The 14,258-nt window shown below is 40.1% G+C and carries 12 protein-coding genes; 7 read left to right on the top strand and 5 right to left on the bottom strand.

Features of this window, described 5'->3' with window-relative positions; all coding sequences use genetic code 11:
- The first annotated feature begins 83 nt into the window (after nt 1–83).
- From IEZ33_RS16965 to IEZ33_RS16950, 4 genes are read left to right on the top strand one after another with little or no spacing between them, the layout of a single operon-like run.
- Nucleotides 84–1,586 (top strand): sugar ABC transporter ATP-binding protein, encoded by a 1,503-nt coding sequence (locus IEZ33_RS16965; RefSeq protein ID WP_191601191.1) that lies wholly within the window; start codon nt 84–86, stop codon nt 1,584–1,586.
- Nucleotides 1,583–2,581: an ABC transporter permease gene (locus tag IEZ33_RS16960; RefSeq protein ID WP_191601190.1), complete on the top strand. Its 999-nt coding sequence runs from the start codon at nt 1,583–1,585 to the stop codon at nt 2,579–2,581. Before IEZ33_RS16965 ends, IEZ33_RS16960 begins: the two co-directional genes overlap by 4 nt.
- 13 nt (nt 2,582–2,594) lie before the next feature.
- A complete protein-coding gene (locus tag IEZ33_RS16955) occupies nt 2,595–3,599 on the top strand; it encodes an ABC transporter permease (protein WP_191601189.1) in 1,005 nt (334 codons plus the stop codon).
- A complete protein-coding gene (locus tag IEZ33_RS16950) occupies nt 3,596–5,287 on the top strand; it encodes an L-rhamnose mutarotase (RefSeq protein WP_191601188.1) in 1,692 nt (563 codons plus the stop codon). Before IEZ33_RS16955 ends, IEZ33_RS16950 begins: the two co-directional genes overlap by 4 nt.
- Nucleotides 5,288–5,486: 199 nt before the next feature.
- On the opposite strand, the gene IEZ33_RS16945 is transcribed toward IEZ33_RS16950, so the two are convergent.
- The 5 genes from IEZ33_RS16945 to IEZ33_RS16925 all read right to left on the bottom strand — a co-directional run bounded on the left by IEZ33_RS16945 (nt 5,487) and on the right by IEZ33_RS16925 (nt 11,051).
- Nucleotides 5,487–6,236 carry a sulfite exporter TauE/SafE family protein gene (locus tag IEZ33_RS16945; protein WP_191601187.1) on the bottom strand — a complete coding sequence of 250 codons (750 nt, stop codon included), beginning with the start codon at nt 6,234–6,236 and terminating at the stop codon, nt 5,487–5,489.
- A gap of 137 nt (nt 6,237–6,373) precedes the next feature.
- Nucleotides 6,374–6,985: a LysE family translocator gene (locus IEZ33_RS16940; RefSeq protein WP_191601186.1), complete on the bottom strand. Its 612-nt coding sequence runs from the start codon at nt 6,983–6,985 to the stop codon at nt 6,374–6,376.
- A 321-nt stretch (nt 6,986–7,306) separates the two neighbouring features.
- The gene (locus IEZ33_RS16935; protein ID WP_191601185.1) at nt 7,307–8,728 is read right to left on the bottom strand and encodes an EAL domain-containing protein; all 1,422 of its coding nucleotides are present in this window, start codon (nt 8,726–8,728) and stop codon (nt 7,307–7,309) included.
- 293 nt (nt 8,729–9,021) lie between these two features.
- Nucleotides 9,022–9,759, bottom strand: a complete 738-nt coding sequence (locus tag IEZ33_RS16930; RefSeq protein WP_191601184.1) for a substrate-binding periplasmic protein — start codon at nt 9,757–9,759, stop codon at nt 9,022–9,024.
- Nucleotides 9,760–10,172: 413 nt separating this feature from the next.
- Nucleotides 10,173–11,051, bottom strand: coding sequence for a LysR family transcriptional regulator (locus IEZ33_RS16925; RefSeq protein ID WP_191601183.1), 879 nt, complete (start codon nt 11,049–11,051; stop codon nt 10,173–10,175).
- A gap of 119 nt (nt 11,052–11,170) precedes the next feature.
- Here IEZ33_RS16925 and IEZ33_RS16920 point away from each other — a divergent pair, with 119 nt between their 5' ends.
- The 3 genes from IEZ33_RS16920 to IEZ33_RS16910 all read left to right on the top strand — a co-directional run bounded on the left by IEZ33_RS16920 (nt 11,171) and on the right by IEZ33_RS16910 (nt 14,222).
- On the top strand, nt 11,171–11,848 hold the full coding sequence (locus IEZ33_RS16920) for an NAD(P)-dependent oxidoreductase (protein ID WP_191601182.1): 678 nt from the start codon (nt 11,171–11,173) through the stop codon (nt 11,846–11,848).
- A gap of 220 nt (nt 11,849–12,068) precedes the next feature.
- A complete protein-coding gene (locus tag IEZ33_RS16915; protein WP_191601181.1) occupies nt 12,069–12,839 on the top strand; it encodes an SDR family NAD(P)-dependent oxidoreductase in 771 nt (256 codons plus the stop codon).
- 303 nt (nt 12,840–13,142) lie between these two features.
- On the top strand, nt 13,143–14,222 hold the full coding sequence (locus IEZ33_RS16910) for an alkene reductase (RefSeq protein ID WP_191601180.1): 1,080 nt from the start codon (nt 13,143–13,145) through the stop codon (nt 14,220–14,222).
- Nucleotides 14,223–14,258 lie beyond the last annotated feature (36 nt).

Genomic DNA, 14,258 nt, shown 5'->3' with positions numbered 1-14,258 from the left:
GCAGACTCACCTCTCCCAATTAGTGAAACGCGTGTATTAATACTTCTATTTCTAGCGATAAAAAAACAATAAGAGCCAAGCTTATGATCGAAGGCACTCCAATCTTCAGCTTACAAGGCGTGAGTAAAATTTTCCCAGGCGTAAAAGCCTTAAACCAGGTGAATCTGAACCTTTATCCCGGCAAAGTAACGGCTTTGATTGGTGAAAACGGCGCAGGAAAATCAACCCTTGTAAAGACTATGACGGGCATTTATCAGCCTGATGAGGGCACCATTTTATTTAATGGTGCCCCTATACAATTTAGCTCTCCGCAGGACTCTCATCAACTCGGTATTACGGCCATTCATCAAGAAACGGTTTTGTTTGATAATTTGACCGTAGCGGAGAATATTTTTTTAGGGAATTATCCTCGTAGAAATATGTTGGCTATCGACTGGAAGCGTATGGCGATCGATGCCCAATCAATTTTAACCTCTATAAATGCCAATATTAACCCAAAAGATAATTTGGGGGAGCTAAGTATTGGTCAAAAGCATATGGTAGCGATTGCCCGAGCTTTGTCCATTGACGCTAAGGTAGTGGTTCTTGATGAGCCCACAGCGGCCCTTTCCCACCATGAAATTCAAGAGTTGTACGATTTAATAGACAAACTTAAACAAGATGGTAAAGCCATTCTCTTTATTACTCATAAATTTGATGAAATTTTCCGTATTGCTGACAATTACACGGTATTTCGTGATGGTCATTATATTGGGGAAGGATTGATTTCCGATACAAATGAAGAGCAGTTAGTTGAAATGATGGTAGCGCGAAGTATTAAAGCAACCTATCCAAAACAAGAGGCTGAAATTGGCGATACGGTCTTAGATGTGAAAGGTCTCTCTCATCCAACTGAATTTCATGACATAAGTTTTCATGTAAAAACGGGCGAAATTTTAGGTCTCTATGGGTTAGTAGGTTCAGGTCGTACAGAAGTTATGCAGGCTCTGTTTGGTACCAGCCAAAATATAACTGGAGAGGTTAAAGTGGGTAGTCAAAGGGTGTCGATAAACTCGCCTAAAGAAGCGATTGCCAATGGCATTGTGTATGTACCAGAAGAGCGTCAGAAGCAAGGTGTGGTACTAGAATTGCCGATTTACCAAAATATTAGCTTACCGCAAATGTTTAAGATTACTAAAGGAGGTCAGTTAAATAGTGAGGCGGAGCTGGAATTATCACGTCAATATGGTACGCGCCTGCAGGTAAAAACTTCTAGTTGGAACGAGCCTGTAGGTAACCTGTCGGGTGGTAATCAACAAAAAATCGTTATCGCAAAGTGGTTGGCCACGGGTCCAAAGGTCATTATTCTGGATGAACCAACCAAAGGCATTGACATTGGCTCTAAGTCGGCCGTGCATGAATTTATGTCAGAATTAGTGCAGCTGGGACTTTCTGTGGTTATGGTTTCATCAGAATTACCGGAAGTATTAGGTATGTCAGATCGTATTTTAGTTATGAGTGAAGGCCGAATGGTTGGTGAAGTCTCTAGAGAAGATGCCACTCCTGAACTAGTGGTTTCGATGGCTACAGGAGGAGCAGAGGTATGATTAAGTCATTTTTACGTTCTCGAGAAGGGGTATTAGGCGTCGTTGTTGTGATTTTGTTTTTCTGTGTTGGCCTGCTTAACCCTACTTTTATAAGCGTAGCGAATGTTATTAATGTATTTAATGACACCTCTATCTTAATTATTCTAGCGCTTGGTCAAATGCTGGTCATTATTACCCGCTGTATTGATTTGTCTGTTGCCGCTAATGTGGCCTTTACAGGCATGGTTGTTGCTATGGTTAACGAGTCGAATCCCGAGCTGCCAATGGTGTTTATTATTGTTTTATCACTATTGATTGGTGCCGTATTGGGTTCGATTAATGGATTATTTGTGTGGTTACTAAAAGTGCCCTCTATCGTGATTACCTTGGGTACCATGAGTGTTTTCCGTGGGATGACCTTCTTACTCTCTGATGGTAATTGGATTAACTCGCATCAGATGTCTCCTGAATTTATTGCTTTTCCTCGAGCCGAACTTGGATCAGTTCCAGTGCTCGGATGGTTAGCCGTATTGTTTTTGATTTTGATGCTACTTACATTACGTTTCACCGTCTGGGGAAGGACGTTTTATTCAGCTGGTGGTAATCCAACGGCCGCATTTTACTCCGGTGTTAATGTTGGAAAGGTACAGTTTTATGCGTTTGTAGTGTCAGGCATGCTGGCTGGGCTATGTGGTTATCTATGGATATCTCGTTTTGCTGTCGCTTATGTGGATGTTGCTAATGGATTTGAACTGCAAGTTGTTGCCGCTTGTGTTATTGGCGGAGTCAGTATTATGGGAGGTATGGGAACGGTGTTTGGTGTGCTCGCAGGTGCCATGTTTATCGGCATTGTTAATAATGCTTTACCTATTATTGGCGTATCTCCATTTTGGCAAATGGCGATTTCGGGTGCCGTGATTATTATCGCCGTGATTGCTAATTCTCGTTCTGGTATTAAAAAGGGCCGTATCATTCTTCGTAAAGTTACTGATCCTAATCGCTTTTCCAATTCTTAATGAGAGGTATGAAATGAATACAATAACAAAGAACAACGTCCCTGATTTTCTACCTGTTGGCAAATTGAATAAATTATTTCGTTGGGAAACATTTCTCATTTTGATCCTATTAGGCGTGTGCGTCATGAACTCGTTTTTGTCGCCTTATTTTCTAGATCCTTGGAACTTATCCGACGCCACGTTCAACTTTACTGAAAAGGCCCTAATTGCTTTACCAATGGCAATGTTAATCATTGCACGTGAAATTGATATTTCAGTGGCCGCGATTATCTCGCTATCGAGCACCATGATGGGGATGGTTGCTCAAATGGGGGCACCATTATATCTGGTTGTGATCGCAGGTATTTTTGTGGGGGCCGCATGTGGGTCTGTTAATGGGATATTGGTTACCAGATTTAATATTCCATCTATTGTGGTAACGATTGGCACCATGAGTTTGTTCCGTGGTATTAGCTATATCATTTTGGGAGATACCGTTATAAAGGAATACCCCGATGGCTTTGATTACTTTGGTCAGGGGTATGTGTATTGGGTACTTTCGTTTGAATTTATGGTTTTTTTAGTTTTTTCTTTAGTCTTTTATTGGTTACTTCATCGTACTGTATTTGGTCGTTATACCTTTGCCATAGGAAATAATCCAACGGCGTCTTATTATTCTGGTATCAACGTTGATCGTCATAGGCTGGTTTTATTTATATTAGTCGGTGTTATGTCGGGTATCGCAGCCGTTTTGTTAACTTCACGTCTTGGAAGTACTCGTCCAAGTATCGCTATGGGTTGGGAATTGAGTATTATTACTATGGTGGTTTTAGGTGGCGTTAGTATCTTGGGAGGCAGTGGCACGATTTGTGGCGTTGTATTAGCGGTCGTACTGATGGGAATGGTAACGTTTGGTATGGGGTTATTGAATATTCCGGGTATTGTGATGACCATTATCGTTGGCTTAATGCTTATGTTTGTCGTGAGTTTACCGGTCTTAATCAAACGGTATAAAGTTAAAAGGATGAGGCTTTCATGAAATACGCATCCGTTATGTATTTGAATGAAGGTTGTGCTTCAGAATACAAAAAACGTCATGATGAGTTATGGTCAGAATTAGCGGACCACTTAAGGTTACATGGTATTAAAAACTATTTCATTTATTTAGATGAACGAAACAACCGCTTGTATGCCACGTTTGATGCGGAAGACTTAGATAGATCCGCTCTTTCTGATGATCCTGTCATGCAACGATGGTGGGAGCATATGGCCGACATTATGGAGACCAAAGAAGCGTCCTTTGAGCCTTTATCTACTCAGCTCACTGAAGTTTTTCGATTTAATGTTGAGGAAACGGTGAAAATACACGTTGTGGCCGTTTTAGATATAGGCAAAACAAATATAAAAATTTGCTTAATGGACGCTCAAACAGGGCAATTGTTAAAAGTGGCTAAGCGAGTTAATCAAGTTATAAACACTGGATTGTATCCGCATATTGATCATGATGGTATTTGGGCTTGGATCCAAACAGAACTTTCTCGTTTGGCTCTGGTGTATTACATTTCTAGTATTGCGATTACCACTCATGGAGCGACGGTTGCCTGTATGTCTGGTGACGATCTTGCCATGCCTATTTTAGATTATGAATTTACAGGCGTTGATGATTGTACGGAGTCTTACAAGGCGGCTCGTCCAGAATTTAACGAAACCTTTAGTCCTTTGCTGCCTCAAGGTTTAAATCTCGGGAAACAATTGTTTTGGCTGCAAAAAACGTATCCTCACGAGTTTTTTCAAGTGTCCAGTTTGTTACTGTATCCTCAATACTGGGGATTCAAGTTATCGGGAAATAAGGTGGCAGAAGTAACGTCGTTAGGTTGCCATACCGACCTATGGAATCCAACTACTTGTCATTACTCTACAATGAGTAATGAGCAAGGTTGGACTAATTTATTTCCACCGGTACTGGAAACGGGCGCGAAGTTAGGGGAAATTCGTCCTGAATTAGCCCAATTGCTAGGGTTACCAAAAGAATGTGTGATTTTTAATGGCATACACGATAGCAATGCTTCTTTAGTTCCTTATCTAGGTCAACCCAAAGAAACGTTGACGGTTATTTCCAGTGGTACTTGGACTGTGATAGCCACGGTGAATGGTAAACTGGAAAGTTTAGATGAAAATAAAGATATGTTAGCTAATGTGGATGCTCTTGGGCGAGCCACACCAACCATCCGTTTTATGGGGGGGCGTGAATGGGAAGCCTTGAGAAGCGATACACCAGCAACAATGGATGACATCGTTTTTATACTGGACAAACAGATTATGGCCATGCCTTCGTATGCTAAAGGCGGAGGTCCTTTTGCTCAGAATGTGGGTCGTATTTTACCAGAGGCCACAATATTAACTTCAGCGCAACAGTCGGCTTTGGCGGATGTTTATGTTGCTTTAATGACGGACTATTGCCTCTCCCTTACTCGGGCTAGTGATACTGTCATTATTGAAGGTGCATTCAGTAAAAATGCCCATTTTTTATCGATTTTGGCTAGCCTTAGGAAAGAGAGTGAAATCTATGCCTCTCGTGATGTAACAGGTACATCCGCTGGTGCGGCCCTCTTATCAAATAAAAGTTTGAAGCTTAAAGGTCGTTTAAGTCGTGCTGTTTGTAAGCCTGACTTAACAGTATTAGTGAAAGCCTATCAACAGTGCTGGAACGCACAGTTACCTTCTTAACTTGATTATTTTTTATTGGATGTGTGACCCCCGTAATGATGAATGACAATCCTGATTACTTCAATCGACCAACATACGATGGTGCGATGACAGTGCAGAGGAGCTAGATGGATAAATAGAAACTCAAAAGCAAATGAGCGATCGATATAAGAAAGGTTTATAATATAAAAAAGCGCTGGTTTTTTGGCCTAATACACACTTAAAAAATGGCTTTTAGTGCCAGACTGACCCCAGATAAAAGCAGTAAAACCATGGCAACACGTTTAATCACTTCAGGTGAGACATTTGGAGGATAACGTTTTGCCAATAAGGTGGTTATAAAGACGCAAGGCAGCCCTAACGCACTTAGCCATATCATCTCCATGGTTACTTGACCTGCTAGCGTGGTTATACCAATTCGAGATAAACAAGAAAACACAAAGATCCCCAGTAATGACGCCCTGATTACGTTCAGAGATACGGGCTGCCGATACATTAAATAAGATATTGGTGGGCCAGCCGTTGCAAATAAGCCCCCCAAAATCCCGGCAAAGCCGCCACAAAGGAAAAAGGCCCATGATGGTGAGTGGGATTCGTTTTTTTTCGGTTTAAGTAAGCTCATACCACAGGCTAGTATGATGGTAAGCCCTAGCATTAATTGTAACCAGTGCAAGGCATCATCATCCAAGCTACCAAGCAGATAAACGCCAAAAACGGTTGCCGGAATACTGCTTAAAAAGAAGGCGAATAATATCTTTCTATTCACCTGCCGCCATAAGCCTCCCGCCAACCCCGTTACACAATTCAGCAAACTCAATACGCTAACAGAAAAGGCCGCTACCTCAAGAGATACTAGAGAAAATAAAGCCGCTGCACTCATGACGACTAAGCCAAAGGCAAAACCGGTGATGGTTTGTACGTAGCTGCCTAACACAAAAAATGCTAACAGAACGAAGGGGATTTCACTCATTTACGGACGCCTTATTGTTAACCTGAGAGTAGATCTAGACTGACTGTCGTTCTTGTATTTATAGGTTATTTTGTTTATGAATATCAGTGATTTATTAAACCTAAGAGGTTTTTTATGAGGTGATATTGGCAAAGCCATTAACCGATAATGACTTTTAAACCTATCACCATCAATAATCCTCCCATTGTTCTGTCTACCCAAATTAAATTTTTCCGTAGCCAAGGTAAAACAGGCCCACCCGCAAGTAATAGCGCCACCAAAATATACCAAAGACTATCAATTGTCACTACGGTCATCCAGACTTGGACTTTTATTAGAGGGGTCATTTCACCATTAATCAATTGGCTAAATAAAGCCAGGAAAAAAAGTGCAGCTTTGGGGTTCATTAAGGCAATCATTAAACCGTCACGGACGGATTCCCAATAGGAAGATTTGATGGCTTCTATTTTAGTTTCTTCTGATTTACCCGCATAACGTATGGATTTGATACCAAGCCAGACTAAATAAAGTCCACCCAATAAGGTAAGAATAGAAAATGCCGTCTGATGTTGTTCAATCAGTAAAGCCAGGCCTTGTAACGTCAAAAACGCCCAAAATCCAATACCTAAACCGTGAGCCAAGGCGGCAACTACGCCATGCAAGGGAGATTGAGAAATGGAAACTCGGAGTATTACGGCTAAGCTTGGACCTGGTGAAATGGCCCCCATGACGCAAATGGCGATTAAAGACAGCCAGGTTATTATGTCCATATTTTCTCATTGTATAATGGGTTTTGAATAGGCTCAAAGGCGTTATATAGTACTGTTTAAATATTCAAATAGACGTAATCAGAGAAATTAGGCTAACCAGAAAATGATCTATTTTTACACTGGTAATGCTGTGTTTTATTCTCGATAAACCTTTACTTTACAAGACCATACAGTACATTGAACTCACGTTATAATCAATTAGGATGAAGGTAGAGAACGTGACAGTGAATATTGACGACTTGAATCTCATAGGAAGTAATGCGTAACATGACGGGTCACTCTTTAATCTGTAAAGATAAACGGGCAAATAAACATCATTTTTTACTTATACAAGACGATATTTTCAGTACTCATAGGACGAGCGTGGTACCAACCTTGCTGTAAATGAATGCCAATTTCAATGGTTTTTTTCTTGTCTTCTTCTGTTTCAATGCCTTCAGCAATACAGTGGATTCCAAGCTCATTACAAAACGCAATGATGGATTTTAGAATAGCCGTGTTTTTATGAGTGTGATCCATAAAAATTTTATCTGTTTTGACAATATCAAAATCAAACTCAGAGACATACCCTAGCCCGGCGTACTCCATTCCAAAATCATCAATTGCAAAACGGCAGCCTTGACGCTTGAGTATTTCCATATGCTTTTTAATGGTCTGTTTTTTTATCATTAAGTTCTCATCTTCTGTTACTTCAAGAATTAAGTTATGACAAATTGGATGATTGAGTTGTTGTAAGCGCTCGACAAAATAGAGGCTTTCGAGATGGCAGCTGGAGATATTAATTTGAAAGCTATTTTTTTTAATAAAGTCTTCCCTGAAACTTGATTCGACTTGGACGATCTGAAATAGAGTATGTTCAATACTCAGATCTAGGTGTTTCATTTTGGTAATAGTATCAATGGTTGCTGTATCATCCTTACTTCTGAGCAGCACTTCAATTGAGAACACTTGGCCCGTTTTGGTATCAATAATTGGTTGGTACTCATTATGATAATAATGCTGTTCTATTCTCCGTCTTAAGATGATTTTTTCGATTGCTTTGACTAATTTAGGCGTGACTAAAAAGTAAGCAATAATGGATAAAAGTAAGGTAATTGGAATGAAGTAGAGGTTATAAACTTTTTTTAAAGAAGATGGAGATTCAATATAAGCTAAATTACTAATAACTTCAGAATATCGATAAAGATGATCTTGTATTTCTTCTGAGTTAGAAATGATAAGACCGGATTGCGCGTTTGAGAATATATCCACACTGCTTTTCTTGATGATGACATTATATTCAAAATCATTGACCGTTTTTTTAATAACAAAAATAGGCATTTCTAATGAATTGATTGTGTGAGGGCCAGTCATTAAAAAGCCTTTATGTGGGGATGGCTCTCTAACGTGAATTCTATCTATATCGCCCCATGAATTACAGGCAACTGCCCCGTGATCACCTTCTTTTTGGATTACGCCAAATTCAATGGCTCCCGGTGTGTTAAATAATTCTTTGCGCATTAGTCGTACAAAATCTCGGGGGCATTCACCTGTATAATTTGCTGCTACAGAAGAAAGAAAAGAGGTAACACCTTCAAGATAGCCTTCCACTTGGGAAAAATAAAGCTCCTTTTCTTTTTCACTGACGACGTACACTTTATGCTGTTGCCAAGCATTGCCTAGAAAAAAAACGGCACTTGCAAAAATGATTAATAAAGAAATATTAATGCAGCTAGTTAACAATATCCTTGATGATTGATACATGAAACTTCCACTATCTCTTGCGTATGTAGTCTATTTTTAAAGCAAGTTGCTGAGAAAAACCATAAAATATTTGTAATAGAGGAAAATTTTCATTTTTAAAAAATGTCTTTTTAGACTAATGTATTGAAAAATATAAGTTTATTGAGGTTATACTAAATTTAAAGAAAGCTTTATAAAAAGCGCATGCCATTTAATAATGAGATAAAGCTAAAGCCTAGGATTTTCTACTTAATGTAAGAAAATAAGTTTGAGAAATCCAGGCTTAGTTTTTTATAAGAATTCAAGTCGGTGAATTATTTTTGATCGAATTGTGCTAATATTTCATCGTATTTACCTGAACTCTGAATACTCAAAAGTCCTTTGTTAAAATCATCACGTAACTTTTCTGCATTAGGGATTGCTTTTGAAATAAGTAAATAAAGTGCGTTTTCTTCTAGAGGTGGAATTAGTATTTGGAGTTGTGCACTATCGATGCCAATTTTCTTAGCGGCTTCTTTAGCAACCGCCAAATTGTCTGCATAAAGATTAATTTCACCACTATTTAAGGCTTTAACCGCGTCTGCGACTTCTGTGTATTCCATTAGATTATTAAATGTATAATTATCAAATGACTCGCCTATGACTGAGCCTTTAAGTTTACCAATCTTGTATTTATCTATAGATTCAAAGGAATCATAGTATTCCTCAGGTGTATTAGGTGTTTTTATTAACCCCATCAATACAGTGTATATCGGTAATGAATAGTAATAATCTTGAGTGCGTTGTTCTGAATAATAACCGCCAACAATGGCGTCTTTTTGCCCTTTTTTCGCGTTTTCAAGGGCCATTTCCCATGAAGTAAATTCAATAGCACTTTCATATCCCGATGCGGATAGTGCCTCTTCAACAAGTGCTGTAACAAATCCTCCACGTTCTAGACTATCACCATAATAAGGAAGCCAATTCATCGTAGTAAGTTCAACAGTCTGGGCCGGTAAAATGGTTGATATACTGAGTAGGACTGAGGTTGCAAAAACTTTTACTTTATTCATAGTGTGTTCCTCTTTTTATAATAATTTATAATAGCTTATTATTTTCTAAATTTTACAGTAAATACATTAAACTTTATTTATGAATTTTCAGCTAATGTTAATCATATTAACTATTATAGTGACTCGTGAGAAAGAATATGGTTGAAGTTAAAGATAATGAAAATGAAAATGGTTTTATTGAATGTTTTCAATGGTATTGCTCAATATAGAACGGTTTTTTTAATGAACGAGCGACTTAATAATCGAGTCCCAAGGGCCGTAAGAAGCAACTTGTTAATTTGATTACGCCATATTTTAAATAGCATTGTGTTTGGATTAAGTTCATATCGAATTTTTTTATCGCTGATTAATTGGCTTAATTAGTCAGGTTCGATAGGTGAGGTCAAAACTTTATCCTCATAAAATAAGGTGAGTTAGGTGAGATTGAAGCCAGCAACAAGTAAGTCAAATACTTTTCGAATTCGTAAGTTGGTGTGCAACTCTCTGTGTGTAACAATCCAAAGAGGAATGGTAACAATTGGACCTAACGGTTCAAATGCCCTGACTAAACTTGTTTCAGCGTCTCCTATTTTTTCAGGTAATAAACACAACCCGAGTCCCTTTTTTGCTAGCTGCCATTGCAACCCCTGAAAAGAAGTGACAATAGGGAAATGACGTTCGCTTACGTTCCAGCCTTGCTGAGTAAGCCGGTCTATAAGTCTATTCGATCGATCAAACCCTAAAATATGGATTTCTGAGACGTCGCTTGGGTTACTTGGGGAACCATAGCTTTCAACCAAACTTGGCGTACCATAAAGCCAGATAGGTTCATCACCTAGCTTACGTACAATTAAATCTGGATCATCAGGACGGAAGCTTCGTATAGCAATATCCGCTTCTCTTTTTTTTATGTCGCTAACTTGATTACTCACAATGACATCCAAAGCGATATGAGGCGCTTGCAAGCGTAAATGCTCGATGATGTTCGGCATACGAAATAACGCGTCTGTTTCACAGACTGAAATGGATACTATCCCTTCTAGTTCCTCTGACATTCCTGTTACAGCTAAGGAGAATTGTTGTGCTGATGCATTCATCGCTTTGACGTGGGTCAGTAAGTTTTTGCCTGTTGGAGTCAGTACCAATCCCGTTGTTAACCGTTCGAACAGCGTTAAGTTTAAGTCTTTTTCTAACGCGGCTATTTGGCGACTTAATGTGGGTTGAGTAAGGCCCAATTTTAAGGCGGCTTTTGAGAAAGAACCCTCTTCAGAAGCGGTTAAAAAGGCTCGAGCGTAATTCCAGTCTATTTTCATGATTCTCGCTTGATATACATTTTTGCATATCCTCTAGTTAATTATAGCGGCTTATACCCTCGATTTAAGTTAATTACACTATATCGCTATGTAAAATAGAACAGTGTAAGGGGGTGGACATGTGGAAGCAACATATTGCGGTGATTGGTGGCTCAGGAAAACTTGGGCAATATATGATTTTACACTTGTTGGAATCTGGTTATAAAGTCACGGCGGTTTGTCGCCCACAAAGTATCGAAAAATTGTCTCATTTTAAAGATGAAATTCGTATTGTGGCCGCCTACACGAATGATAGACGCGCTTTAGAAGCGTTATTACCTGAAGTGGATGGTGTACTCACCGTTTTAGCTCCTTGGGGGTGTAATAATTACGCCAGTGGTACTGCTCAAGCGGTATTGGATTTTGCACCTAGAGACGCTAGGATTATTTTTTCTTGCGGATGGCATATCTCATACGATGGTAAAGATCGTTATTCTGGGGTTCAAAAAACCGTTTTTTATGTTTTTGATAAATTGGCTCGTTGGCTCCGGTTTGCTGATCTACAAGATCAAGTTAGAGCAACCGAATTGATTTTTGCCAGTAATCGAAATTGGACTGTTGTTCGCGGCAGTGACTTGGAAGAGGGGGAAAGTGAAGGCCTACCCATTTGGGCGGAACATGTTGGTGATAGTCGAATTGCTCATAATATAACGCGTCGAATCGACTTCGCTCAGTTTATGGTGGTGGCGTTAAAAAATGACGCCTTAATACAAAAAGCGCCTGCTATTGCAAGCGTCAAAGCCGATTTTAAAAGGTAGAAGTAATTTACCTTGATCACTCACTCGGTGTAATTCCTATAAGGTGTCAAAAGGCTTTCTAAGGGGACAACCTGGTTACAGTTAATCCTACTCTGTTCTTTAGTTTGGTGTTTATGATTGATTTTCGTTCAAAACAATCTATTTTAAGTGAGTGATTCCTAAGGATGCTTTTAAAAGGGTCCTTTTTGATTCTTCATAAAAATAATGACAAGGAAAAAAAATGAAACGTTTTGAAGGGAAAGTGGTGTTGGTAACGGGCGCGGCGAGCGGTATTGGGTTGGCTGTAGCAGAGCAGTTCGCTCTTGAAGGCGCGACTGTTGTTGCGGCGGATATCAACCTTGAAGGTTTGCATGAGGTTTTTTCTCACCATCTGAAAGAGGGATTGAAAATAGACATACAACATCAAGATGTGACAGATTTACCTTTATGGAAAAGCGTTATGGAAGACATCGTTCAGCGTCATGGACAGCTTGATGTGCTTTTTAATAATGCGGGCAGTGCGGAATTTCTTTTGATCGAAGAAACCTCTATTGAGCAGTGGCGTGCGGTGAATGCGTTAAACCTTGATGGCGTATTTTTTGGTATGCAAGCGGCTATCGGTGTGATGAAGGAGAAGGGAGGCGTTATTATTAATAATTCGTCCATTGCCGGTATTATTGGTGAGCCTAGGTTAGCGGCGTATTGCGCAACCAAGGGAGGCGTTAGAATAATGACCAAAGCCGCTGCCATAGACTGTGCTCGTCAAGGTTTACCTATACGCATTAACTCAATTCATCCAGGCTATACGGACACAAACCTTGTATCTACCGCTTTAAAAGCATTAGGTGATTTAAAGGACGAGTTTGTCGAGTCCACTATTCAAGCAATCCCCATGGGACGATTAGCAACGCCGGCCGAAATTGCGGGGCCTGTATTGTTTCTTGCCAGCGATGCGGCGTCTTATATGACAGGCGCGGAACTGGTTGTGGATGGTGGTTACACGGCTGGTTAAGCATAATAGTGCTGACATATTATCTGAATTTATGGATACATAGAGTGCGTTTAGAAACTGGTTTAGCGAGTTCGCATTTCCCTTTTCTTCTTTAGAGGAAATGCGAACCTTAAAGAGCGTGCTTACCAGGTCTGCAATGGCTCTCCACCGGCTAAAATACACGCACGGTATTTGTCTTTTCATAGATTAAAAAAATGACCAATTTAGATCAATTAAAGCAATAAAAGTGCACTTGCTTGAATTCAAAAAACCTAGCCTTATCAAATACGCATCTTTGAGATTCATATTTTGTAGGAGTGACCAATGAGCACCACTGAAAATGCACTGTTTAATCCTGTCCAATTGGGCGATATCGAGCTGCCCAACCGTTTTGTAATGGCTCCTCTAACGCGGACTCGTGCGCCAAACCATCAACCGAATGCATTAATGGCCGAATACTATGCTCAGCGAGCAAGCACTGGCTTGTTAATTACTGAGTGTACTATGGTGACAGAAGGAACCTCGTCTTTTGGTGACGACCCCGGTGTATATTCGCAAGAACAAGTTGCAGGCTGGAAATTAACGACTGAGGCCGTTCACAAGGCTGGTGGTCGTATTTTTATGCAAATTTGGCATGCAGGTCGTGCCGCTCATCCATTGTTAAATAATGGAAAAGACGCCGTTGCTCCAAGTGCTATCGCCATTGAAGATGAAACTCATACACCCGAAGGCAAAAAACCTTACACAGTGCCACGCTCACTGAGCGTAAATGAAATTAAAGCCATTGTTGGTGATTTCCGACAAGCGGCGGTTAATGCTAAAGCGGCTGGTTTTGATGGGGTTGAAATTCATGCGGCCAACGGGTATTTAATCGACCAATTTTTACGTGATAGTGCCAATCAGCGTACCGATGAATATGGCGGATCATTTGAAAATAGAGCCCGCTTCTTGATGGAAGTAATTGAAGCCGTAACTGAGGTAATGGGTTCTGGCCGAGTTGGTGTTCGCCTTTCGCCTTTAAACAGTTTTAATGGCATGAAAGACAGTGATCCAGTTGGCCTTATTCGATACCTGTCTGAAACATTGAGTACTTATAATTTGGCTTATTTGCATCTTATGCGTGCGGACTTCTTTGGTCTACAGCAGGCTGATGTGATCAGTGTCGCTCGAACGGCTTACAAAGGTCATCTCATGGTGAATATGGGGTACAGCCCTGAAGAAGCGAGCCAAGTGATTGATGGCAATCAAGCTGACAGTGTGGCGTTTGGCACAGGAATTTTAGCTAACCCTGATTTTGTTGAGAGAGTGAAGCAGGGAGTCGCATTAAACCAGCCAGACCAATCCACCTTTTATACTCAAGGTGAAAAAGGGTATACAGATTATCCGTTTATGAAGGTGTCGTAATGACACAATAAGTTAGGAAAATGCGCCTAATATGGC

The organism is Marinomonas algicola, assembly GCF_014805825.1.
Taxonomy (GTDB): Bacteria; Pseudomonadota; Gammaproteobacteria; order Pseudomonadales; family Marinomonadaceae; genus Marinomonas; species Marinomonas algicola.
This window is presented reverse-complemented; position numbering and strand designations above follow the sequence as displayed.